Consider the following 23095-nt stretch of genomic DNA (forward strand, 5'->3'; position numbering starts at 1 on the left):
CTCTACGCAGCATTATTCATCAAGCGTTCACTTTTCATGCACCCTACCCAGTTCATAGACATTTACCTATGATGCGAGTTCAAAGGGAGTGCGGGACTCCCCTTCTGAGGAGGTGCCCCATGGGCGAGCAAAGCGGACTCGGCCGCCCGACCCCGCCGCTGCGGGACGCCAGTGCCGTGCTGGAGCGCATCACCGGCAGGCTGTCCGCCCGGCACAGCAGGTCGTTCTCGCGGGCCACCGTCGCTCAGTACGTCGAGGAGTGCGCCGCGCTGCTGAGCCGTCAGGCTCGCGTGGGGACCCACCTGCCCGTTCTGGTCGAGCGGTTCGCCGACCAGCGGCTGGGCGCCCTCGCGCGCGGACTGGGGCTTTCGCCCAAGCCGGCGCCGGAGGTGCTCTTCGTGTGCACGGAGAACGCCGGCCGGTCCCAGTTGGCCGCCGCGCTGATGCGCCGCCGGACCGGTGAAGCCGTCAGGGTACTGACCGCAGGCTCCGCTCCGGGTAAGGAGATTTCCCCCGTGGTGCAGCAACTGCTGGCCGAGCAAGGGCTCGATACGGGAGAGGAGTTCCCCAAGCCGCTGACCACCGAGGTGGTCACAGCCGCCGATGTGGTGGTCACGCTCGGCTGCGGCGATGCCTGCCCGGTCCGCCCCGGCCGCCGCTATCTGGACTGGGACCTGCCGGACCTGAGTGGCCTCGACATCGAGACCGCTCGGTCGGTGCGGGACGCGCTGGCCGTGCGGATCGACGTGCTGGCGCGGGAGCTGTTGCCGACCGGGGCGTCCCGGGCGTGAGGTGCTGGCCCGAGGGGCGATGCATGGCGTCATAGGCGTGCGGATCACCCTCGCGGGACGCCTCCGTCCCCCGGATGACCGCATATGACCGAACCACGTGGCAAGGACGCCGAGTTGAACCGGCCGGCGGGGCACCGCCATGCAGCCCGCCGGCCGGAGTCTGTGGGGACGCGTACCCGCGGTCATGGGTCCGCGTCAGTGAGGCACAGGGAGATCAGCGTCCGTGCCTCGGCCAGGTTGCCCGCGGTGATGATCTCCACGAGGGTCACACGGTCAGTGGTGAAGGTCCGCCACTGCGTCTGGCCTATGGGCAGGAACCGCACGCGGACCTTCGCCGACAACCACCCTTTGCGGTGCAGGAGCATGCCGACGGTGGGGATGTGGTGCCGTCCATGGACGATGCCGAACCGGGGGTAACGCGTGGCCCAGACCGGCAGGTCGATGTAGGAGTCCTCCTCCGGCGTGTCCGGCACGGCAGGGACCCCCTCTACGGCGCCGGAGCCGGGCGGGAGGACACGGCCGCTGTTCCCGCCGCCGGGGAACTGCACTCCAGGCGGTAGCCCATGCCGCGGATGGCGTCGATCGTGCAGCAGCTGCCCGCCTCGTCGCGCAGCTTGTTGCGGACCCGGCGGATATGCACCGTGAGCGTGTTGCTGGGGAGTTCTTCGGTGCCCCACAGAGCCTTGGTCAGTTCGGCACGGCTGATGACCCGGTTGGGGCGCTCCATGAAATAGCGCAGCAGCAGGAATTCACGGACCGGCAATTGCAGGGACTGGCCCCGGACGTAGACATGAAAACCTGCGACGTCAAGCTCGATGTCACCGACGGTCAGCGTCTCCGCCGACCCGTCGCCGACACGGCCGCCCATGAGCAGGGGAAGGATCTCCTCGGCGCGGTAGGGGCGGGCGACGAAGGCGACCGCACCGGCCGCCACCGCCGCGGTCGCCTCCTGTGCACCGTCGGCGCCGGCGCCCACGATGACTGGGACGGGGTGCAGACGGGCGATCAGTTCGGTGACCCTCGCCGCACCGACGACCGGCAGCGGGGCGGCCAGCAGCACCGTCCGCGGGTGGCGCGCGCCCACCTGGAGGAGGGCTTCGGCGCCGTCGTGGCACACGACGGTGCGCACGCCGGAGCGCGCGAAACGGGCCGTGGCCGCCTTGGCGAGCGCCGTGTCGGGCTCGGCCAGTAGCAGGTCCGGGGCAGTGCCGGCTTCGGGGCCGTCGGGACCGCGCTGTGGAGCGGGACCTGGCGGCCGATGTGCGTCGGGTGTCACCCGTAGTACTCCTTCACGTGATGCGCGCAAAGGGACGGACGTCGGACGGGACATCGCTCAGCCGAAGCGGCCGGAGATGTAGTCCTCGGTGCGCTGGTCGGAGGGGTTGCCGAAGATCCTTTCCGTCTCGTCGTACTCGACGAGGCGGCCGTGGCGTACGCCCTTGTCGTCGACGTCGGCGGTGAAGAAGGCGGTGCGGTGCGAGACACGCGCTGCCTGCTGCATGTTGTGCGTGACGATGACGATCGTGAACTCCTGGGCCAGGTGCTCCATGAGGTCCTCGATCTTCGCGGTGGCGATCGGGTCCAGGGCCGAGCAGGGCTCGTCCATGAGGATCACCTCCGGCTTGACCGCGATGGTGCGGGCGATGCACAGCCGCTGCTGCTGGCCGCCGGAGAGCGCCAGCGCGGAGGTCTTGAGCTTGTCCTTGACCTCGTCCCACAGCGCGGCGTGGGTGAGGGTCTCCTCGACGAGGTCGTCGAGGTTGCCCTTGAAGCCGCCCACCCGGGGGCCGTAGGCGATGTTGTCGTAGATCGACTTGGGGAACGGGTTGGGCTTCTGGAAGACCATGCCGATCCGGCGCCGGACCTCGATCGGGTCGACGTCCTTTCCGTAGAGGTCCTCGTCGTGGTAGCGGATCTTGCCGACCACGCGGGCGGTGGGCACCAGGTCGTTCATGCGGTTGAAGCAGCGCAGCACGGTGGACTTGCCGCAGCCGGACGGGCCGATCATCGCCGTGATCTGGCGGTGCCCGATGGTCATGTTGACGTCGCGGACGGCCTCGTGGTCACCGTAGAAGACGGACAGGCTGCCGACCTCGAAGACCGGGCTGACGAGGGACGGGGCGTCACGGTAGGTGACCTGCGGGGCCTTGGTGCCGCCGCCGGAGTCGGAGGGAGGGGTCATGGCGGTCTCCTGCGGAGAGGTAACGATGGTGACTGGCTTGCCGGTTGTCTGGGCCATGGGGGTCACCAGCGGCGGGAGTAGCGGTTGCGGAGCCAGATCGCGACGGCGTTCATCAGCAGCAGGAGCCCCAGCAGCAAGATGATCGCGGCGGCGGCCAGGTGGTGGAACTCCGTGCGGGACTGGCTGATCCAGTTGTAGATCTGAACCGGCAGCACCGTGTACTGGCTCTGCAGACCTTCGGGGTTGAACATGACGAAGGTGACCGCACCCAGCATGATCACGGGGGCTGCCTCGCCGATCGCACGCGACAGAGCGAGGATCGCTCCGGTCGCCATGCCCGGTACCGCGGCGGGCAGTACCTGGCGCCAGATGGTCTGCCACTGGGTGGCACCCAGCGCGAGGGACGCCTGCCGGATGGACTGCGGCACGGCGCGGATCGCCTCCCGCGAGGAGATGATCACCACGGGCAGCACCAGCAGCGACAGCGTCAGCGCGGCCGTCAGCACCGTCGTGCCGAGAGCGAACTGCCGTGCCAGCAGGCCGAGTCCGAGGATGCCGTAGATGATCGAGGGCACCGCGGCGAGGTTCTGGATGTTGAGCTCGATCAGCCGGTTGTACCAGCGGGTGTGGTCGGCGTACTCCTCCAGGTAGATCGCCGCCATGATGCCGGTCGGCAGGCAGAACAGCGCGGTGAAGGAGATGACCCAGATCGTGCCGAAGATCGCCGACTGGGCGCCCGCGTTCTCGGGCCGGCGGATCGAGGGGAAGTTGTTCCACAGCCGGGCGTCCAGCCGCGGCCATGCCTCGATCAGGATGTACGTCAGCAGCGAGACCAGGAAGATGATCCCGATGGCCAGGCAGGCCAGCAGCATCCAGCGGAACAGGCTCTCGCCCGGTCGCCACCGGGGGCCGGCCAGAGTTCCGCGACCGGGAGCCGTCGGCTTGTCGATGACGGGGGCGGTCATTCGTACACCTCACGGTACTTGCGCACCAGCCGAATGCTGATCATGTTCATCACGAAGGTGGCCAGGAAGAGCAGGGCACCCACCGCGAAGATGGTGTTGTAGGAGATCGAGCCGACCGGAACGTCTCCGGAGGCTGCCCGGGCGATGAACGCGGTCATCGTCTCCATCTCCACCAGCGGATTGATGGTGAACTCGGGCGTCGAGCCCGCCGCGATGAGCACGATCATGGTCTCGCCGACGGCCCGGGAGATGCCCAGGACGCAGGCGGCGACGATGCCGGACAGGGCGGCGGGGACGACGACGCGGACCGAGACGGTGCGCTTGCCGGAGCCGAGCGCGAATGCCCCGTCGCGCAGCGAGTGTGGCACCGCGGACAGCGCGTCCTCGGTGAGCGAGGCGATGGTCGGCACGATCATGACGCCCATCACCAGGCCGGCCGACAGACCGTTGCGCACCGAGATATCCCAGCCGCTGGGCAGGATGTCCCGCAGCAGGGGGGTGATGAACGCGAGCGCGAAGAAGCCGTACACCACGGTGGGGATACCTGCGAGGATCTCCAGGCTGGGCTTGAGGACCTTCCGGACACCGGGCCGGGCGTACTCGCTGAGGTAGATCGCCGCACCGAGGCCCACGGGGATCGCGACGAGCAGCGCGATGCCCGTGATCACCAGCGTGGCGGCCACCAGCGGCAGCACACCGAAGTGCTTGTCGGCGAACAGCGGCGTCCACTGGGTGCCGGTGAAGAACTCGGACAGGCTGACCGTCCGGAAGAACTCCACGGCCGGGGGGATCAGCGAGACGACGATGCCCACCGTGGTGGCGACCGAGACCAGGGCCGCCGTCAGCAGCAGCCCCTTGATCGCGGCTTCGCCGTAACGCGGGCGCGTCCGCCGCAGGGACCGGGAACCGGTCCCCGCGGCGGACTTGGCGGTGGAGCCTGTCACTTGGTGGCTTCCTTCAGCTTCGCCAGGGCCGCCTCGAGCTCCTTCTCCTGCTCGGCGTTGAGCGGGATGAACTTGGAGTCCTCGGCGATCTTCTTGTTGTTCTCGACGTAGTACTCGACGAAGTCGAGGACCTGCTTCTTCTTCAGGCCGGCGTCCGAGGGGTAGATGTACAGCTGCCTGCCCAGCGGCTTGTAGGTGCCGTCCTGCACGGTCTTCACGCTCGGGGTGACACAGCCGTCGCCGCCGTCGATCTGCACGAGCTTCAGCTTGTCCGCGTTCTCCTCGAAGTAGGAGAAGCCGAAGTAGCCCATGCCGCCCTTGGTCCCGGACACGCCGGTCACGGTGACGTTGTCGTCCTCGCTGCCGCTGTAGTCCGTGCGGGAGGCGCCCTCCTCACCGTTGATGGCGTCGGTGAAGTAGTCGAAGGTGCCGGAGTCGGTGCCCGCGCCGAACAGCTTCAGCGGCTCGTTGGGGAACTTGGGGTCGACCTGGTTCCAGTTGTTCACCTTGGAGCCGGGCTCCCAGATCTTCTTCAGCTGCTCGACGGTCAGGCACTTCGCCCAGGTGTTGTCCTTGCTGACCACGACGCTCAGACCGTCGTTGGCGACCGCGAACTGCTCGTACTTGACGTTGTTCTCTTCGCAGGTCTTGATCTCCTCGTCCTTGATCGGACGGGAGGCGTTGGAGATGTCCGTCTCGCCGACGCAGAACTTCTTGAAACCGCCGCCGGTGCCGGACGTGGCCACCGTGACCTGCACCTTGTTCTTGCCCGGCTCCTCGGCGTAGAACTCCGAGGCCGCACTCGTCAGCGGAGCGACCGTGCTGGATCCGTCGATCAACACCTTGCCCGACAGCTCGTCGCCATCGCCGGAGCTGCCGGCGTCACCGCCGCCGCACGCACTCGCGGCCAGCATCACAGCAGCCGTCAGGGCCAGAGGTGCCTTGGCCCGGCGCAACGAAGTGGGAATGTTCACGTGACTCTCAATCCTCGTGTCCGCCGGAGATTTCCGGCCGTCTGGATGAGTGCGCGGTGCGCGCCGCTCGGACAGTTGGATCGAAGCTAGCCTATGTGAACAGCAGGTGTACGGGGCCCTGCCAAGGTATGAATGATAGCGGTTTATCTATATAGAAGGATCTTGCTATCGAGTGGCGGAACGTGACTTTGAGCTGCTGACCTGCACATTCGTGCAGGTACAGATGACTGAACTCGGTAAGGCGAGAGTAAGCGGAAGCTACCGCCGCGCGCCGGAGTCCGCACCCCCGGCAGGCAGGGTTCGACCAGAGTTCACCTTACGGCCGCCCCCGGATGGGTGCTGCCCCCTAGCGTCACGCATCGATACCCGCCTATTTTCGGGCGGCCGGGAACACCTACTTCGATCGCGTGGAGGCAACCGTGCTTGATCAGTCCGGCGACCACACCGGGCGCCGTGCCGAGCTGCCCGTGCTCCCCAGCCCCAGCCACAACACCGCCCGCTCGGCCCTGACCTGCCGCTACCGCTGCGGCGACGCGTGCTCCCACGATGCTCCCAACCGCACGCTGAACCCGTACTTCGGCGACATTGTGCAACGGGCCCTGTCACGCAGAGGTGCTCTCAAGGGCGCCGCTGTGCTGGCTCTTGCGACCGGTGCCGCCGGTGCGGCGACGACGGTGGCAGCCGCCGGCCAGGACCATTCGTCGGGTTCGCGCCCCCCGCGTGGCCTGGACTTCACTCCTGTCGACCCGAACACGGCCGACGCGGTGATCATCCCGGACGGTTATGCCCAGCAGGTCGTCATACGGTGGGGCGACCCCGTCCTCACCGGGGCTCCCCGCTTCGACGCCCGCAAGCAGAGCGCGCGGGCACAGGCGCGGCAGTTCGGATACAACGCCGACTACATGGCGCTGCTGGACCTGCCCCGCCGTCATGGCCAGAAGGTGCTCGTGGTGAACCACGAGTACACCAGCGAACAGGTCATGTTCTACGGCTACGACCCGGCCAACCCCACCCGCGAGCAGGTCGAGATCGCCTGGGCCGCCCACGGCCTGACGGTTCTGGTCGTCCGCGAGGACCGTCGCTCCGGTCGGCTGTTCCCCGTTGTCGGCGATGTCCTCAACCGCCGCATCACCGCAACCACGCCTTTCGACTTCACTGGCCCGGCGGCGGGCAGCGATCTGCTCAAGACCAGCGCCGACCCCACCGGCCGGAGGGTGCTGGGCACCCTGAACAACTGCGGCGGCGGCATCACCCCGTGGGGCACGGTGCTGTCCGGCGAGGAGAACTTCAACCAGTACTTCGCTAACGCAGCCGCCGTCACCGACCCGACCGCGAAGGCCCGCCTGGCCCGCTACGGCCTGCCCACCGGTGCCAGCGAGCGCAAGTGGGAGCGATACGACTCCCGGTTCGACATCGGCAAGGAGCCCAACGAGCCCAACCGGCACGGCTGGGTCGTCGAGATCGACCCGTACGACCCCGACTCGACCCCGCGCAAGCGCACCGCGCTGGGCCGCTTCAAGCACGAGGCCGCCGAGCCCCGCATCACGGCCGACGGCCGCGTGGCCCTCTACATGGGCGACGACGAACGCTTCGACTACCTCTACAAGTACGTCTCCAAGCACGCGTACAAGAAGGGCCACAGCCGCGCCGCCCGCGAGCACAACATGCGCCTGCTCGACGAAGGCACCCTGTACGTCGCGAAGTTCACCGGCGACAGCCCGGCCACCGAGATCGACGGCACCGGGAAGCTCCCGGCGGACGGGGAGTTCGACGGCGGCGGTGAGTGGATCCCGCTCGCCTCGGGCTCGGTCTCGCACGTGCCGGGGATGAGCGCCGATGAGGTGTACGTCTTCACGCGGCTGGCCGCAGACAAGGTGGGCGCCACGAAGATGGACCGGCCCGAGGACGTCGAGCCCCACCCGCACACCGGCCGCGTCTACGTCGCCCTCACCAACAACAAGGACCGCGGCGCCACCGGCAAGGCCGGCCCCGACGAGGCCAACCCGCGCACCGGCAACAAGCACGGCCACATCCTGGAGCTCGACGAGTACCGCGGCAACGCAGCGGCGAAGAGCTTCCGCTGGCGCCTGATGCTGGTCTGCGGCGACCCGGAGGACCCCTCGACGTACTTCGCCGGCTTCGACAAGAACCAGGTCAGCCCGATCTCCTGCCCCGACAACGTCGCCTTCGACGAGTACGGCAACCTGTGGATCGCCACCGACGGTGCGGCCCTCGGCTTCAACGACGGCCTCTTCTCCGTCCCCGTCAAGGGATCCCAGCGCGGGCACGTGAAGCAGTTCCTGACTGTGCCCGTCGGCGCCGAGTGCTGCGGCCCCATCATCACCAAGGACCGCATCCTGGTCGCGCCCCAGCACCCGGGCGAGACCGACGGCTCCACCGCCGAGAAGCCCGGCTCCGTCTGGCCCGACGGGCCGGGCAGCATCCCGCGGCCGTCCGTTGTGACGGTCTGGAACGACAAGCGCCAGTAGACACGGCCTCGCCTGCCTGGCAGCCCGTCGGCTGCCAGGCAGGGCCCGTAGTACCGCCCTTCCGGACCTCCCGAACCGGCGTGCACGGGAGGGGCGGTCAGCCGACCTTGCCGGAGATGTAGTCCTCGGTGGCCTGTTGCCGCGGGGTGTTGAAGATCAGCTCGGTGTCGCCGACCTCGATCAGCCGGCCCGGCTCGCCCGCGCCCTGCACGGTCAGGAACGCCGTGGTGTCCGAGACACGCGCGGCCTGCTGCATGTTGTGCGTGACGATGACAACCGTGTAGGTCTTCTTGATCTCCTTGATGAGATCCTCGATGGCCAGAGTGGAGATCGGGTCCAGGGCCGAGCACGGCTCGTCCATCAGCAGGATCTCCGGCTCGACGGCGAGCGCGCGGGCGATGCACAGCCGCTGCTGCTGGCCACCGGACAGACCGCCGCCGGGCGCCTTGAGCCGGTCCTTGACCTCCTTCCATAGACCGGCCTTCGTCAATGCCTGCTCGACCAGGTCGTCGTGGGAGCCACGGCTGAGCCTGCGCCCCAGGTGCAGGCCCGCGAGGACGTTGTCGCGGATCGACATGGTCGGGAACGGCGTGGGCCGCTGGAAGACCATGCCGACCCGGCGGCGGATCTCCACCGGGTTGACGCGCTCGGCGTAGATGTCCGCGTCGTCCAGGAGCACCTTGCCCCTGACGCTCGCGTGCGGGGCCATCAGGTGCATGCCGTTCATGCAGCGCAGCAGGGTGGACTTGCCGCAGCCCGAGGGGCCGATCAGGGCGGTCACCTGGCGCGGCTCGATGGCCAGGTTCACGTCGGCGACAGCGGGCCGGCCCCGGTAGGAGGCGGTCAGGTCGACAACGTCGATGCGGGCCGGGGCGAACCTGGTTGTCCGTGGCTGGTCTACGGGCGGCGCCGGCGTCGGCATCTCGGGCTCCTTCATGGCGATGAGGTCCAGGACGGTCAGGGGGTTGCGTTGGCTGTGCTTCACCGGGCGCTCGTCACGGTGCTGCGGCGTCCGGCGAGCCGCGCGAGGGCGGTGAACAGCAGCACGAGGATGACGAGCGTGAGAGCGCCGGCCCAGGCGCGGGCCTGGGCGGCCTTGAAGCCGGTGATCGCGTTGGAGAAGATCTGCAGCGACAGCGTCGACATCCGGTGGGCCGGGTTGGTCTCCACGAACAGGTCGTTGCCGAGCGCGGTCAGCAGCAGCGGTGCGGTCTCGCCCATGGCGCGGGCGACGGCCAGCATGACGCCGGTGGTGATGCCGCCCAGGGCGGTCGGCAGCACGACGGAGACGACTGTGCGGGCCCGGGTGACCCCGAGGGCGAGGCTGGCCTCACGCAGCTCGTGCGGCACCAGGCGAAAGATCTCGGCGGTGGTCCGCACGATCAGCGGCAGCATCACCAGCGCCAGGGAGATGGCGCCGGCGTAGCCGGAGAAGCCGAAGCGGGTGACCCACAGGGCGTAGACGAACGCGCCGGTGACGATGGTGGGGATGCCGATCAGGACGTCGGTGAGGAAGCTGACGGCTTGGGCGGGGCGCCCGCCGTACTCCACGACGCACACCGCGGCCGCGATCCCCAGCGGTACCGCCACGACGGTGGCCAGCCCGACGACGATCAGCGAGCCGATGATGCCGTTGAGGAAGCCGCCGCCGGCCTGGGAGGGGTCGCCGGGTGGCGTGGTGGTGAGGAATTCGGGGCCGAGGTACTTGAAGCCCTGCTCGGCGACGTAGAAGAGGACCCACAGCAGCGCGCCCACCGTGGCGGCGGATGCCAGATAGAGGACGCCGGTGCCGAGGGCATTGGTGGTCATGCGGCGGCGCAGGGCCGGGCCGCCCGGGCGGCGCGTTGCCTCGGGGCGGGAGGCGAGGTGGGTGGCCATCAGGCGATGTTCTCCCCCGTGCGGCGGACGATGAGCTTGCCGAGCGTGTTCACGATCAGCGCCAGGACCAGCAGGCAGCCGGCGACGACGAACAGGGATGGCAGGTGGAAGGGCTGGTTGGCCTCGGTGAACTCATTCGCGATCACCGACGGCATGGTGGCGCCCTGCCCGAGGATCGACTTGGTGATCGACAGGACGTTGTTGCCGATCAGCATGGTCACGGCGATCGTCTCGCCCAGCGCCCGGCCAAGGCCCAGCACCGAGGCGCCGACGATGCCGGAGCGCGAGCGCGGCAGTACCGCCATGCGCAGCATCTCCATCCGCGTCGCCCCCAGCGCGTACGCGGACTCTTTCTCGGCGGCCGGCGCGGTGGCGAAGACCTCGCGGCAGATGGCGGTGACGATCGGCAGCACCATGATCGCCAGGACCACCCCGGCGGAGAAGTACGAGACTCCGAAGAACGGCCCGCCGAAGACGGTGCCCAGCACCGGGACACCGTCGAAGGTGGTGGCCGCCCAGTCGCCGAACGGCTTGAGCGCGGGAATCAGCGCGAAGATGCCCCAGAAGCCGTAGACCACCGAGGGGATCGCCGCCAGCAGGTCCACCAACGAGGACAGCGGCCTGCGCAGCAAGGCCGGTGCGACGTCCGTGATGGTCAGCGCCACGGCGATGGACACCGGCACGGCGATGACCATGGCGATGGCCGAGGTGACCAGCGTGCCGTACAGGAACTGCAGGATCCCGTACGGGTTCGGGTCGGCCTTGCCCGCGACCGCCTCCGACGGCGCCCACCGTGCGGAGTCGAAGAAGCTGCCCAGTCCGTAGTGGGCGATGGCGGGCCATGCCTTGTCCACGATGAACACGGCGGTGGCCAGCAGGACCAGGACGACGAACAGCCCGGCAGCGGTGACCCCGCCGCGGAAGAGCCGGTCGCCGCCGGCCCAGCGGGCCCGGTGGTGGCGCAGCGACACGGCGGGCCGGTCAGCGGGTATGCCGGTCATGATGCTCCAGGTACGAGGGGAGTTGTTCGGAGGGTTGGCGGTGGGCCCGCTGTCGATCAGGCCCACCGGCATCGGCCAGCACGGGGCGCGTCAGCTCACTTGACCAGCGGCTTGCCGTTGAGCGTGATCTTCTTCAGCTGCGCGTACGCCTTGGCCTGCAGATCCTTGCCGAGCGGGGCGTAGTGGATCTGCTCGGCGTCGTCCTGACCGGTTGTCAGTACCCAGGCGAGGAAGTTCACCAGCGCGTCGGCCTTGGCCTTGTCGGTCTGGTTCTGGTAGACGAGCCCGTAGGTGGTGCCGGTGATCGGGTAGGCGTTCGCGTTCGTGCCGTCGGTCAGCGAGGTGCGCAGGTCGGCCGGGTACTGCGCGCCGTCGGTGTCCGCGGAGACGGTCTCCACACACGGCTGGATGAACTTGCCGGCCTTGTTCTTGACCTGCCCGTAGTTCATGTTCTGCGACAGGGCGTAGGCGAGCTCGACGTACCCGATGGCTCCCTCGATCTGGTTGACCTGCCCGGACACGCCCTCGTTGCCCTTGCCGCCGATGCCGGTGGGCCAGGCGACCTCCTTGCCGAAGCTCTTGTCCTTGCCGCCGAGCTTGGACACCCACTGCGGGGACTCCTTGGTCAGGTAGTCCGTCCAGACCGCGGTGGTGCCCGAGCCGTCCGAGCGGTGGACCACGGCGATCGGCTCGTTCGGCAGGTCGACGCCCGGGTTGAGCTTCTTCAGTGCCGGGTCGTTCCACGTCTTGATCTCACCGGTGAAGATCTTGCCGAGGGTGGGTCCGTCGAACTTCAGGCCCGCCTTGATGCCCTTGACGTTGTATGCGGGAACCACCGCGCCCAGCGTGAGCGGGATGTGCAGGATCGCTCCGCCCTTGGCGGCCTTGAGTTCGTCGTCCTTCATCGGGGTGTCCGACGCGCCGAAGTCGACGGTCTTGGCGCTGATCTGCTGCACACCGCCGCCGGATCCGATGGACTGGTAGGCGACCTCGACCTTGGCCTGCTCGCTGTAGTCCTTCGTCCACACCGACATCATCGGCGCCACGAACGTGGAGCCCGCACCCGACAACTTCGACGCACCGCCCGAAAGGGCCGCGATCGTGTTCTTGTAGCCGGGCTTGGCACCACTGCCCTTGCCGCAGATCTGGCCGGCGAAGGCCACCTGCTTGGCCCCACTGCTGCCCTGGGTACTGCTGCCGCCGTCCGAACCGACGTCACTGGTGCTGCCGCAGCCGGTGGCCACGAGAGCCACCACCACAGTCGAGCCGAGCGTGGCGAGCATCTTGCGAGCCATGGGCACTTTGCCCCTCTTGACACCGCGACGCCCAGCGCGTCGCTCCAGCCGGGAAACTAAGAACGGCGCATGTCTTTAAAGACGACAATCTATGGACGCACGGCGAACAAGGGACCCGCTTATGTTGATGGCGATCTATTGAAACGGTCATCTATCTATGGGGATGTCAACAGCGACGTGCGCAGAAGACGCGGGCCGGCTGCTCGACCGCGGAGACGGCCGCACCCACGAGCGCCAGCAGGGGGGACAGCTGCCTGGTCGAGCGTCGGCAGTGCTGCTGACTGGTCGGCCTCCTGCCGGCGGCGGGCGTCGAGAAACGGCTCCCCGGGGCGTGGTCGCGACTGCGGGTCACTGCCCGCCGCAGAGCCGCAGCCCCTCCGGGCTGAGACACGGGAAGTGCCCCTGGTCGCGTACGACGTCCTGACCGGCGCCGCGGGTCGCGTAGTTGATGAAGCTGGCGGCGAGCGAGTCGGCGCGCGGGCGGCCGTAGGTGTAGGCGTATTCGATTTCCCTGTATGGGTAGCCGCTGGTGCCGATGGTTTCGATGGATGCCGTCTGCCCGTCGATGCGCAGCGAGTGCAGGCCCTTCGTGGCGGAGGCGGAACGCGGTTCGCTGTAACCGATCGCGCCGGGCAGGCGGGCCACCGTGCTCAGCACCTGTGCTGTGCTGTCGAGTTCGCAGCGGGTAACCGTGGCGTCGGGGTCGTCCTTGGTGCGGCAGTCCCGGGAGGAATTGGCGGGCTCGTTACGCTTCAGAACCTGCCGCTGGAAGACCTCGCGGGTGCCGGAATTGGCGTCGCGGCTGACCAGGAGGATGGGCAGGTCCGGGCCACCGACGTCTCGCCAGTTGCGGATCTCGCCCTGGTAGATCTTCCGCACCTCGGTCAGGCTCAGATCCGTCACCGTGACCCGATCGTTCACCACCAGGGTGAAGACCGAGACCGCGACGGGATTCTCGAGCAGTTCCGGGTAGTCGTTCGGCTTGGGGCCGTCGGAGAAGGCGATCACGGACGCGGAGCCTCCGGATGATGACGCCTCGGCGCCCGCCGCGTCCAACGCCCGGATCCCGGCGGTGCTGCCGCGCGTATCCACGGTGATGTCCGAGTCAGGGCAGGCCGCTTCGTAGCTCTCCGCCAGTTTCTCCGCCGCCGGCGCGAAGGCGGTGGATCCCGTCACGGTCAGGCTGCCCGTGGCGCAACCGATGGGCGTCGGTACGTCGCCCCGTATCACGATCATGGAGGCGAGCGTGATGATGCATACGGTGAACAGAACCGTGATCAGGCGGGCCGGCCTGCTGAAGAGGGGTGGCTTGTCGTCGACGGTCGTGCTCTGGTTGCGCTTCACCTCGCCCTCCCGGATACCGCCGGTCACCTCGACCTCGTCACCGACCGCTCCACCGGTCAGCAGGGCCAGCACTTTGAAATGCTGGCCCTTGTTGAGCGGAACCTTCGGCAGGTACAGGGTGTCCTCGTCGTGGCGCAGGCCCGCAGCCGGGGTGAAGTGCTCCATCAGATGGGCGGTGGCAGAGGGCTGGGTGATCGCGATACCGCGGATCGTACGGCCGGTGAAACACGCGGTGAGGCCATGGCGTTCACGGCTGGTGTAGTCCTCGCTGGCGATGCCCTGGACGCCGTCGTTCTCGATACGCAGCAGGACGAGGGTGGCGTCGGACAGGTCGGAGAAATCGTTGAACAGACCAAGCCGTACGTTGGCCCGTCTGCCGTTACGGGCGTGGCTGCCGACCGGAGTGTCCATCTGGACGCGGAAACCGATGCGTTTACGGCGCGGAACCCGGCGCTCGTACCAGACGACGGCGACGGAGGCCACGAGGCCGAGTACCGCTGTGCCCACCGCCACCAGGTTCTCAGCGTTCAACCACTCCACGAGTTCGCCCCCGCACCTCGCGCCATGTATACGTGTCCGCACACGGTATGGAGCGGGGGCGCGTGCGCCGGGCGCTTTCGCCGTACCGTCGGCGACTGGTGGACAGATGTTCGCCTGGCGTTCGCGGGGCCGCAGAGTCAAGACGCACATGGCCCACGAGTCCTGGCTAAACCGCCAGGGGCAAACAAGCTTCCGGTAGTGGACACACGTCGACCTGCTGCTCACTGCCACCATGTCCGACGCCCTGGGCATACTGGAGGACATGGCGAGCGCAGAGCGAGAGTCCTGCGCGAGAGAACTCTTCGTCCTGCTCATCGGGCTCGGGCGGCTGGTCGTAGGCGCTCAGGAGCTCTTCGATGCGCTGGTTTTTGATGGACTGCCGGTCATAGAGACACTTCGCGTACCGGGACAGGAGACCTCGACGCTGTTGCCGGCCCGCTGGGCGACCTCGGCCGGGTCCATGCCCGCACACAGTCAGGTAGACAGCGCCGAGTGCCGCAAGTCGTACGGACGCTTCGCGAGCGGGGTGCCGACGAGCGCGGGAGGCAGGGCAAAGTCCGTGCCACACCCGGTGATAGGTGTTGTAACTGATGATGCGGCCCTGTTCCGTGAGGAACAGCCGTCCGTCGTCGGCAGTGCCGAACGTGGCGACGCTCTCGCGCCACAGGGCCACCAGATGTGGCGGCAAGGGCATCACCCGTGTTTCTCCCGGTGGGCGGTTCTTCAGCCCGCGCTCGTCGTGGTACCGGCCGGTGTCGGTCCATCTCTTGCCCGCCTGCGGCAGAGTGCGGTGCAGGATTAACCGCCCCCGACCGGTCCCGGGTAGACGGCAGTCTGGCAGCGCCACCGCGACCCCATCCTCCGGGCGCAGGCCCGCGTAGTACATGCCGGCGAAGAACCCGACCAGCCGACGGCCGCGAGCCCTCCGATAGACCCCACGTAGGAGACGACGCTGAGCAGATCGCGCGCCTGGTAAGGGTGACCACCGCCCGCGGATCCACTGCCATACTGGGCTTGGGCACCGCCATCGGATCTCCTCCAACGGATGACTGCCCAACTCGCCTCTCTCCACGGCGAAGTGGAGCACGCGCACCAGCACCTTGCGCTTACGGAGCATCGTCTCCACCGCCGCCTCACCGCGGTCCAGCTTGCGGCGCAGCGACCCCAGCACATCACGCGCCAAGACCGGATCGTGCGGGTCGACCAGTGGCCGGGACGCCTTCGCCACCCTCCCCCAGAGGGGGTACCCCCAGCAGCACCAGCCGGTCCTCCGCCGGCAGCTCCCGCTGCTCCGGCCCAGGTACGAGAAAGACCCAGTGCCGCAGGGCACGGCGCAGCAGCTCCTTCGGCCGGCCAGGAAGGTCGAAGAGCATCGCCAGAGTGATGGCCGTCAGCGCGTCGCTGACCTCGTCCCTGGTCCTCGCCCCCCTTCCCGGCCAGTGTGCCCGCGCGTACTCGGTCGCGAAGGCGTACCAGGTCAGCTTCGACGGGCCTCGGGGACCGTACATCGGGCTGGCACCCTGGGCCAGACCTGTGCGGATCGCCCGCACCAACTCTGCCCCGAACTCGCCCGCCAGTCCGCGACCGCGCTGCCGTGGTCTTGCCGTTCATCACCGTGCGGCCGGGCTGGGGACCGGTCCACCGGCTGTTCGGGGTCCGGTATTGAGCGGTCTGGGCCGACTGAGTAACCGGTCGGCTCAGCCGCAGCAGGACGAACCGCCGTCCGAGACCACCTCGGCGGCCAGCCGGGGTAGCCCGGCCTCGGACGGCGCTCCGGCCGCTTCCGGCTTCGTGGCACGGACGATGGCCGAGTGCATACCGTCGGCCACCTGATGCGTCGCGGTCACCTCGACGTTGGTGAACCCGGCCGCCTCCAGCCCCTGCCGGTACTCGGCGAACGACAACGCCCCGGCGATGCAGCCCACGTAGTCCCCGCGCTCGGCCCGCTGCGCCGAGGTGAGGTGGTCCTCGGCCACGACATCGGAGACGCCGATACGACCACTCGGCGCCAGAACCCGGAACATCTCCGCGAAGACTGCGGATTTGTCGACGGACAGGTTGATCACGCAGTTGGAGATCACGACGTCGATGGTGTTCGCGGGCAGGGGGATGGCCTCGATGGTGCCCTTGAGGAACTCGACGTTGCTCGCACCCGCTTTCTTCGCGTTGGCCAGGGCGAGGGCGAGCATCTCCTCGGTCATGTCCAGCCCGTACGCCTTGCCGCGCGGGCCGACGCGTCGGGCCGACAGCAGTACGTCGATGCCGCCACCGGACCCGAGGTCCATTACACGTTCGCCTTCGCGCAGCTCGGCGACGGCGAGCGGATTGCCGCAGCCGAGGGAGGCGGCGACGGCCTCGGCAGGCAGCGACGCACGCTCACCCGCCTCGTAAAGCCCTGCACCGAAGCTCTCGTCGACCTCGACGGCGGTCTGCGAGCCGCAGCACCCGGCACCGCCATCGATCCCGCAGCAGGCCCCACCGCCCTGCGCCACCTTCACCGCAGCAGCCGCATAGCCCGCACGGACGGCTTCGCGTACTTCGTCGGGCGTCTGTCCGGCCATGACACCCACCCTTCCTGATTCGACATCCATGGATACAACTCTGCGCCTCGGATCGACACTCGTCAACATAGAAGCATGTCGAATTAGCGCGGAAGCCAGCGGTCGAGGTAGGCATTCAGCCCGGCCAGCTGGGTACCCCGGTCCACATAGCCGATATAGCCATCGGGGCGTACGAGGCCGTGCGCGAGCCCTGGCCAGGGACTCGCAGTACCCATGCGATGGACACTGACGAGACCGTCCCGACCGCGCAGGGCCGCGGCAAGCTCCTCCTCGGACCAGTGGTGCGACGGACCGGCGAGCAGCAGGTGCCAGCCGGGCGCGGAAGTCCGCGGCTGGAGGCCGCGCGGCAGATCGGGCAGCCGGTCCCCCGCACGCGGACCGCGCCGCGGCGGGCGCGAACCCGCCGTGGAGGCGGGGCTCCGCCCGTAGTGGACGCCCAGCTCGGAGACCGTACGAAGACGCGCCCACGCAGCCCGGTCGCGTGCAGCGCCAGCGGCGCCAGGCGCGGGGCGAATTGGGTCCGGGCCAGCCGGAGGAGCGGATTGCCGGCGAACACCCCGTTCCAGCTCGTTGTCGGCGCCCGCCGCGCCCTCGCCGACATCAGCGCCGCCCGCACCCGCTGGCAGCACGCCACCGGAGCCACCCCGACGCAGCAGCGGCGAACAGCGCCCACCACCCGCGCCGGCCCGCCAACCACCACACCAGCGCACACCGCCCGCGCCACACGAGCAACCCGATAGCCCCGCTTACGCCGGTGGCCGGATCCGAAGGCCCGGCCACCGGCAGAAGAGACGACACCCCCACGTGACTCCCGCCATCGACGCCCACGTCCGCCTCGACACCCACACTCACCCGAGCGCCGTACAGGCCGTCCTCACCGGCAGCCAGGCCCGCGTCGCTCTCATGGCTCTGGAGGCTGCCGACTGGAGCGTCGCCGCCACCAACGTCCTGGTCCTGGCCCGCATCGACCACGAGGAGTCTGATTCGAAAATCAACCACCCGCGCAGGTCAGACCACTTCCGCCTGATTGGAGGGACACTTGATAGCCAAGCATGTTGAGCTGGCTGACCAGGCGCCGCGTCTGCCGGGCGCGGCCGGTTCGTTGGACGAAGTAGTCGCCTCCGAGGTCGTGGTACTCGGCGTCGTGGGTGAGCATGTGCCAGACCGAGGTCAGGATGGTGTGCCCGACGGCCACCAGGGCCCGTTTCTTTCCCCGGCGGACGGCGATGCGTCTGTAGCGGGCGGCCAGGTAGGTGTTCTGGCTGTGGGCGGCCGCGGTGGCGGCGAGCCCGAGCGCCCCCTTCAGCCACGGGGTCACCGGGGCGGGACTTGCCGGAGGTGTGCTTGCCGGCGGACTCGTGGTTGCCCGGGCACATCCTCCAGGTCGACGTCGACATAGCAGCAGGTCGCGAACAGGTCGCTCTCCATGTCCACCAAAAGCCGGTTTGGAGTGCGCGACCACCACGTCCGGCGGGTGCCCCTCGACGGCGTAGGCGCGCAGGGCGGTGCGCACTGGCCCATGAGGGTGGCGACGCCGGCGCTGTGGCCCTGGACGTCGCCAATGACGAGGGCGACGTGGTTGTCGGGCAGCGGGATGACGTCGTACCCGAGGACCTGCCGTCCCTGATGTCCGTCGTGGAGGCGGACCACATGTCCATCGGCGACCGCGAGCTGGAGTTCCGGGTGCTCCAGCCCAGCGGGCCGCCGAAGTGGCTCCGGCTGCGCGGGCGCCATCTGCCCGGCGGCGAGGGCCGCCCCGCGCGGCTTGTGGGCACGGTCGTCGACGTCTCCACGCTGCGCTCCGACGTCACCGACGTGGCCCGCGTCCAGCGCCTGGCCACCGCGCTCGCCACCGCCGTCACCGTCCGCGACGTCGGCAACGCCGTGGTCGCCGCCCTGCGCCGGCCGCTGCGGGCCGACCGGATCGCCCTCGCCGAGCTGGAGAGCGACCGGCTCGTCGTCACCGTCCTCGACCCGCCCGAACCCGAGGCCTGGCCCGAGCTGTGGCGCACGGAGTGGCGCACCGAGTGGCCCGACGCCCCCGTGCGCGCCATGCCCACCCTCGCCGCCGCGCTGCGCGAGGGCCGGGCCCGCATCTGGCCCGCCGGCAGCCCCCTGGAACGCGCCATGGCCGAGGTCGGCCCCGGCGGCCTCGCCGTCCTGCCGCTGCCCGCCGGGAACCGCATGGCCGGAGCCTGCCTGATCGGCTGGGACACCCCGCACGACTTCGGCACCGACGAACGCGCCCTGCTCACCGCCTGCGCCGCGCTGGGGAAACGGCTCGTATCCATGCCGATCTCGGCGAGGATCACCTCGGCGGACTTGGCCTTGACGCCCGGGATCGTGGTCAGCAGCTCGACCTGGCGGCGAAAGGGTTCGAGCTGCCGCGTGATCTCCTGGCTCAGCCGGCGCTCGGTCGCGGTGACCGCGTCGATGCGGTCGAGCATCGTGCGGGCGAGGAACGTGTGGTGGTCGGTGAACCGGCCGGTCAGCGCCTGGGCCAGGATCTCGCGTTTGGCACGCATGCCGGCCTTGGCCATCTCCGCCAGCACCAGCGGATCGCGCTCCCCGGCGATCAGTGCCTCCAGCATGGTGCGGGCGGACTTGCCCAGCAGGTCGGAGACGACCGCGGACAGTTTGATCCCGGCGTCTTCGAGGAGCTTCTCCAGCCGCTGTGCCTCGCGGGTGCGTTCGCGGATGACCTCGGTGCGTTAGCGGGTCAGGTCCCGCAGCTGCCGGATTTCCGGCGGGGCACGAACGAGGGCCGGACCAGGCCGTGTTCGGCCATCTTGCAGATCCACTCGGAATCGGCGACGTCGGTCTTGCGGCCGGGGACATTCTTCATGTGCCGGGCGTTCAGCAGCCAGGTCTCGATGTCGTTCTCCAGCAGGTAGAACACCGGCTTCCAGTACTGATTCACATGCTCGAAGCAACACTTCCGGGTGCCTGACGCCGGGTCCCCCGCGTCCTACCTCAATGTCGGGTTCCGGTGGCACCAAGACTCCGCGACGTCAGCCGGACGGCCGTAGCCCGATTTTCTCCCCTTTGGGGAGTCGCCGCCAGGAGATCGGGTTACTCAATGACTGAGTCAAGCCACCTGCATGGTCTATCGAAGAGCGCCGAGGCCCATGTCTTGCCTGTGCAGCTACCGCCGCCTCACCTGCAAAGGCTGGATCCGCGGTGATTTCGCCGCCGAAGATCGACGATGATGGAGCCCCTCGCACCAGAAGACGACAAGGGGTGGGTGACATGGCCCGCCTGATCAGGCGCCAGGAGTATCCGGTGAAGGTGGACTACGGCGGGTGGGCCTTGCAGGACTTCGACGATACGCAGGTTCCTGTGCTGTTCCCTGAGGGTTTCTAGAGCGGCACGTTCCTCACTGCTCGCCCTGGGCGCCTTGATTTCTACAGTGCCGGGCACACCCACACTGCGTCCCTGACGGTGGAGATCTGGGACAGGGAGCCTGCAGTGCCGACCGGAGAGTGGGACGAGACAGCCCTGGCCAGCGTCTTTTGTTCTTCGGGCAAGTTGCGCGCCAGGGGGATGGCGGCAGGACCGATGCCCGAGGCGATCGAGTTGTCGGACGGGCCGGGCGCCTGGACGGTGCGAGTGGTGTGCAACGGCGGTGAGGCGGCACCTGCACAGACCCAGCACGGTGTGGTGCACGGAGTCGAGCGCTACATCGCACACTTCTGGCCGAACGCCTAATTGCTGGGGGCGGCTCACATCTCCCGAGCCGCCCCCACACCTGGCCAAGGACGGCCGGCGTCGGTTCCGCGCTTGCACTCAACGATCACCGGTGCTCCGTTCTCGTCGAGCCCCAGTGAGTCGATCCGTCCGCCGTCGGCGCAGTCGAGGACGTACTCGCTCGCCAGGAACCGCGCCCCTAGCATCGTCTCCATGTGCGCCTCGACGAGGTCCTGCATATCCGCCTCGGCTTCAGCAAGACGCGAAGTGACCTCGGTCACGCCGCTTGTCGTCGTATGGAACAGCTTCAGCCCCGACTCCTTCCCTCTCCTTTGCTCGGAGATCGAGAACGTCAAGGCGAGGCGAGATATGCTCCGCGAGGGCCTTCGCGCGAGTGAAGATGGAGTGAGAGGTTGCATCGGGCCTGGGGCGAACCAACGCGACCCAATGACCTCACAACGCTGCGAAGCCGGAAAGGCTTCCTACCTCGGTTCGAGGTATCTCCACCCTTGGGCTACGCGGCGCCGTGCGCAACGGCAGTTCGTCGCGCTGCTGGCAGGAGCTGGCTGTCCCGGTCATGGAGGCTCGACCTACGTACGGAAAACAGGCGGCATGGCGACGGGCTCGCCCCCTGGCGACTGGCCCGGAGGCCGTCCACGATCAGGTCGCAGGCGCTCACGGAGCACCGGGCACTGTCACCGTCATACCGAGCTCTGTCTCGGGAAAACGGGACTACGGCCTGTCCCACCCTTGGTCAAACCGGCTCGACGGCGTTCGGCCGAGCGGCCTTTTGCCGCGCCCGCCGCACGATTGCGAGGGTAAGCACCATCATGGTGACGATGACAGCTACCGAAAGAAGAAAGGCCGGCGAGGCGGGGGATGAGGCCGTGGCTCCGGCGATCACATACGCGGCGGTGCCGGGCAGCACGCCGAGCGCAGTCGCAACCGTAAAGGACCATGGGCGCACTCCGGAGAAGGCAGCGGCGAAGTTGACCCCCTGGAAGGGGACGCCGGGCACGATGCGGAGCAGCAGCACACTGACGAAGCCCTGATCGGTGAGGCGGCGGTCGATGGCGGCCAGGATCTTTCTCTTCAGGAATGGCTGGAGCGCCTCCCGACCAAGGCTGCGGCCGAGCCCGAAGGCAAGCACCGCGCCGAGGGTGGTTCCAATCACAGCCAGCGCCAGTCCTTCGGATACACCGAAAATGACCCCGGCAGCGACATTGAGCATCGGCTTCGGGAAGAAGGCGAGCGTGCTCAACGCGAAAACCACGGCGAAGGCCGGTCCTGCCCAGATACCGGGCACCACGGCGGTGAAGCCCTGGGAGAGCAGCCGGTCCGGGCTCCACACCAGCAGGGAACAGGCAGCAGCCACGAGCAGCACGACGAGCAGCGCGAGTCGGGCTCGCGGCTGCAGCTTCGGCATCTTCTTCAGCTTCCTTGTCCGGTGCGGGGCGCGCGGCATGTGGTGATGGAGGCGGCCGACCGTTCCGAGCCTCGACACGGTCAGCTGGCCTCGGCGGACCGGTCCTTCACCACACCGTCGGCGAGCTTCTTGGAAACAAGACTACGGCCATTCTTCGCTCGGCCTTCGGTCCCATCGTTGTGGTGCTCGATCATCATCTCCGCGAACCTGAGTTAAATTCGATCTATGCGCCCTCGACAGGCGAGTCTTGACGGAAAAGGTCTGTCCCCGCCGCTGGCCGGCCCACCACGTGCGGGTCGTGGCGTCTGCGCCGTCCGACCGACAGCCGGACATGGTCAGGCAGCGCGCGGCCGCGACGAGGGCGAGTCCGCTCCGGCTGACTCTTGCTGATCTCGAGAGTTACCAGATCGCGCCCGTCGACCAGTTCCAGTGCTTCAGCAACATCGTGGAGCGCGAGGTCAGCTGGAACCACCGGGTGGACAACTCCACGTCCGACGACTACGGCCTCGTGCAAGCGCTGTCCGGATCCAAGATGTCGTGCGCCGGCGCCGACTGAATAACAACCCGGCCACGGCCACCGGCGCTCCATGAGGTCTCCGAGTCTCCCGGATTCCCAAAGTTCAACCCGTCGAGGAGTCCGGTCGGCACTGCGATGGACCAGCCTGAACTACCGGACGCTGTTCCGCTTCAAGGTCGATAAAGGTGTCTAGGGGCCAAGCCCCGACGTAGCGCGCGTCACATTTCACGGTCATCGGATCTTACCGTTCGGTGATATGCGCACAGGCGATTTGCCCCGTACTAGGTGGAATAGTGGCGAAAGTAGCGGGAAGACAGGGTTTTTCACCCCAGAGCTTGGGTGGCGGCCTGGAAGTCAGGGCCGGGACGACACAGATACGGCCGGATAAGCAACGCATGCTGCGCGCCTAGGAGTTGTCGTCAAATGTCACGCCCACATCAGCAGCGATGCGAGGGTGACGGCGGCTTGGTAGGACTCGGCGGTCTTGTCGTAGCGGGTGGC

Annotated in this window: 22 protein-coding genes and 4 pseudogenes; 7 read left to right on the forward strand and 19 right to left on the reverse strand. The window is 68.3% G+C overall.

Features of this window, described 5'->3' with window-relative positions:
- The first annotated feature begins 119 nt into the window (after positions 1 to 119).
- Positions 120 to 791 (forward strand): three-helix bundle dimerization domain-containing protein, encoded by a 672-nt coding sequence (locus tag ABZ386_RS38555; RefSeq protein WP_355714929.1) that lies wholly within the window; start codon positions 120 to 122, stop codon positions 789 to 791.
- Between the two features lie 182 nt (positions 792 to 973).
- Here ABZ386_RS38555 and ABZ386_RS38560 read toward each other — a convergent pair whose 3' ends face one another.
- The 6 genes from ABZ386_RS38560 to ABZ386_RS38585 form a co-directional block, all read right to left on the reverse strand.
- Complete coding sequence (locus ABZ386_RS38560) at positions 974 to 1264, reverse strand: hypothetical protein (protein ID WP_355714932.1); 291 nt, start codon at positions 1262 to 1264, stop codon at positions 974 to 976.
- 14 nt (positions 1265 to 1278) lie between these two features.
- Complete coding sequence (locus tag ABZ386_RS38565) at positions 1279 to 2067, reverse strand: response regulator transcription factor (RefSeq protein ID WP_355714935.1); 789 nt, start codon at positions 2065 to 2067, stop codon at positions 1279 to 1281.
- 57 nt (positions 2068 to 2124) lie between these two features.
- Positions 2125 to 2973 (reverse strand): phosphate ABC transporter ATP-binding protein PstB, encoded by an 849-nt coding sequence (gene pstB, locus ABZ386_RS38570; RefSeq protein WP_355714938.1) that lies wholly within the window; start codon positions 2971 to 2973, stop codon positions 2125 to 2127.
- A gap of 62 nt (positions 2974 to 3035) precedes the next feature.
- A complete protein-coding gene (gene pstA / locus ABZ386_RS38575; RefSeq protein WP_355714941.1) occupies positions 3036 to 3938 on the reverse strand; it encodes a phosphate ABC transporter permease PstA in 903 nt (300 codons plus the stop codon).
- Positions 3935 to 4882 (reverse strand): phosphate ABC transporter permease subunit PstC, encoded by a 948-nt coding sequence (gene pstC, locus ABZ386_RS38580; RefSeq protein WP_355714944.1) that lies wholly within the window; start codon positions 4880 to 4882, stop codon positions 3935 to 3937. The genes pstA (ABZ386_RS38575) and pstC (ABZ386_RS38580) overlap by 4 nt, the downstream gene beginning before the upstream one ends.
- Positions 4879 to 5856 carry a PstS family phosphate ABC transporter substrate-binding protein gene (locus ABZ386_RS38585; protein WP_355714947.1) on the reverse strand — a complete coding sequence of 326 codons (978 nt, stop codon included), beginning with the start codon at positions 5854 to 5856 and terminating at the stop codon, positions 4879 to 4881. The genes pstC (ABZ386_RS38580) and ABZ386_RS38585 overlap by 4 nt, the downstream gene beginning before the upstream one ends.
- Before the next feature lie 419 nt (positions 5857 to 6275).
- On the opposite strand from ABZ386_RS38585, the gene ABZ386_RS38590 reads away from it, so the two are divergent.
- Positions 6276 to 8345 carry a PhoX family phosphatase gene (locus ABZ386_RS38590; protein WP_355714950.1) on the forward strand — a complete coding sequence of 690 codons (2070 nt, stop codon included), beginning with the start codon at positions 6276 to 6278 and terminating at the stop codon, positions 8343 to 8345.
- Between the two features lie 97 nt (positions 8346 to 8442).
- On the opposite strand, the gene pstB (ABZ386_RS38595) is transcribed toward ABZ386_RS38590, so the two are convergent.
- From pstB (ABZ386_RS38595) to ABZ386_RS38615, 5 genes are all read right to left on the reverse strand, one after another.
- On the reverse strand, positions 8443 to 9267 hold the full coding sequence (gene pstB / locus ABZ386_RS38595) for a phosphate ABC transporter ATP-binding protein PstB (protein ID WP_355714971.1): 825 nt from the start codon (positions 9265 to 9267) through the stop codon (positions 8443 to 8445).
- 59 nt (positions 9268 to 9326) lie between these two features.
- Positions 9327 to 10223, reverse strand: coding sequence for a phosphate ABC transporter permease PstA (pstA, locus tag ABZ386_RS38600; protein ID WP_355714953.1), 897 nt, complete (start codon positions 10221 to 10223; stop codon positions 9327 to 9329).
- Positions 10223 to 11224 carry a phosphate ABC transporter permease subunit PstC gene (gene pstC, locus ABZ386_RS38605; RefSeq protein WP_355714956.1) on the reverse strand — a complete coding sequence of 334 codons (1002 nt, stop codon included), beginning with the start codon at positions 11222 to 11224 and terminating at the stop codon, positions 10223 to 10225. The genes pstA (ABZ386_RS38600) and pstC (ABZ386_RS38605) overlap by 1 nt, the downstream gene beginning before the upstream one ends.
- 95 nt (positions 11225 to 11319) lie before the next feature.
- Positions 11320 to 12519 carry a phosphate ABC transporter substrate-binding protein PstS gene (gene pstS, locus ABZ386_RS38610; RefSeq protein ID WP_355714959.1) on the reverse strand — a complete coding sequence of 400 codons (1200 nt, stop codon included), beginning with the start codon at positions 12517 to 12519 and terminating at the stop codon, positions 11320 to 11322.
- 348 nt (positions 12520 to 12867) lie between these two features.
- A complete protein-coding gene (locus ABZ386_RS38615; RefSeq protein ID WP_355714962.1) occupies positions 12868 to 14403 on the reverse strand; it encodes a substrate-binding domain-containing protein in 1536 nt (511 codons plus the stop codon).
- Between the two features lie 232 nt (positions 14404 to 14635).
- Here ABZ386_RS38615 and ABZ386_RS38620 point away from each other — a divergent pair, with 232 nt between their 5' ends.
- Positions 14636 to 15205 carry a hypothetical protein gene (locus ABZ386_RS38620; RefSeq protein WP_355714965.1) on the forward strand — a complete coding sequence of 190 codons (570 nt, stop codon included), beginning with the start codon at positions 14636 to 14638 and terminating at the stop codon, positions 15203 to 15205.
- 370 nt (positions 15206 to 15575) lie between these two features.
- Here the strand turns inward: ABZ386_RS38620 and ABZ386_RS38625 are convergent, their stop codons facing one another.
- The 3 genes from ABZ386_RS38625 to ABZ386_RS38635 all read right to left on the reverse strand — a co-directional run bounded on the left by ABZ386_RS38625 (position 15576) and on the right by ABZ386_RS38635 (position 17593).
- On the reverse strand, positions 15576 to 15911 hold the full coding sequence (locus tag ABZ386_RS38625) for a hypothetical protein (protein ID WP_355714968.1): 336 nt from the start codon (positions 15909 to 15911) through the stop codon (positions 15576 to 15578).
- A 189-nt stretch (positions 15912 to 16100) separates the two neighbouring features.
- A complete protein-coding gene (arsM, locus tag ABZ386_RS38630; protein ID WP_355714974.1) occupies positions 16101 to 16964 on the reverse strand; it encodes an arsenite methyltransferase in 864 nt (287 codons plus the stop codon).
- 83 nt (positions 16965 to 17047) lie between these two features.
- On the reverse strand, positions 17048 to 17593 hold the full coding sequence (locus ABZ386_RS38635; RefSeq protein ID WP_356505878.1) for a hypothetical protein: 546 nt from the start codon (positions 17591 to 17593) through the stop codon (positions 17048 to 17050).
- On the opposite strand from ABZ386_RS38635, the pseudogene ABZ386_RS38640 reads away from it, so the two are divergent.
- Positions 17501 to 17704 (forward strand): annotated as a pseudogene (locus ABZ386_RS38640) (replicative DNA helicase); the annotation flags it as partial. The gene ABZ386_RS38635 and the pseudogene ABZ386_RS38640 sit on opposite strands and share 93 nt — an antisense overlap.
- Before the next feature lie 251 nt (positions 17705 to 17955).
- Here the strand turns inward: ABZ386_RS38640 and ABZ386_RS38645 are convergent.
- Together ABZ386_RS38645 and ABZ386_RS38650 are read right to left on the reverse strand one after the other, a co-directional pair.
- A complete protein-coding gene (locus ABZ386_RS38645) occupies positions 17956 to 18282 on the reverse strand; it encodes a hypothetical protein (RefSeq protein ID WP_355728868.1) in 327 nt (108 codons plus the stop codon).
- On the reverse strand, positions 18279 to 18614 hold the full coding sequence (locus ABZ386_RS38650) for a SpoIIE family protein phosphatase (protein ID WP_355728871.1): 336 nt from the start codon (positions 18612 to 18614) through the stop codon (positions 18279 to 18281). Before ABZ386_RS38650 ends, ABZ386_RS38645 begins: the two co-directional genes overlap by 4 nt.
- Here ABZ386_RS38650 and ABZ386_RS38655 point away from each other — a divergent pair.
- Positions 18507 to 19223: pseudogene (locus tag ABZ386_RS38655) on the forward strand (PAS sensor protein); the annotation flags it as partial. The gene ABZ386_RS38650 and the pseudogene ABZ386_RS38655 sit on opposite strands and share 108 nt — an antisense overlap.
- A 460-nt stretch (positions 19224 to 19683) precedes the next feature.
- Here the strand turns inward: ABZ386_RS38655 and ABZ386_RS38660 are convergent.
- Entirely contained in the window at positions 19684 to 19884 is a 201-nt protein-coding gene (locus ABZ386_RS38660) for a transposase (RefSeq protein WP_356505873.1), read from the reverse strand.
- Positions 19885 to 20522: 638 nt separating this feature from the next.
- Here ABZ386_RS38660 and ABZ386_RS38665 point away from each other — a divergent pair.
- On the forward strand, positions 20523 to 20672 hold the full coding sequence (locus tag ABZ386_RS38665; protein ID WP_356527121.1) for a hypothetical protein: 150 nt from the start codon (positions 20523 to 20525) through the stop codon (positions 20670 to 20672).
- A 53-nt stretch (positions 20673 to 20725) separates the two neighbouring features.
- Here the strand turns inward: ABZ386_RS38665 and ABZ386_RS38670 are convergent.
- A pseudogene (locus tag ABZ386_RS38670) lies at positions 20726 to 21020 on the reverse strand (transporter); the annotation flags it as partial.
- Between the two features lie 385 nt (positions 21021 to 21405).
- Entirely contained in the window at positions 21406 to 22077 is a 672-nt protein-coding gene (locus ABZ386_RS38675; RefSeq protein ID WP_355727883.1) for a TVP38/TMEM64 family protein, read from the reverse strand.
- Between the two features lie 379 nt (positions 22078 to 22456).
- Between ABZ386_RS38675 and ABZ386_RS38680 the strand changes: the two are divergent.
- Positions 22457 to 22630, forward strand: a pseudogene (locus tag ABZ386_RS38680) (lytic transglycosylase domain-containing protein); the annotation flags it as partial.
- Between the last annotated feature and the right edge of the window lie 465 nt (positions 22631 to 23095).

Origin of the sequence: Streptomyces sp. NPDC006140 (assembly GCF_040628815.1) — a bacterium.
In the GTDB taxonomy this organism is placed as follows: Bacteria; Actinomycetota; Actinomycetes; order Streptomycetales; family Streptomycetaceae; genus Streptomyces.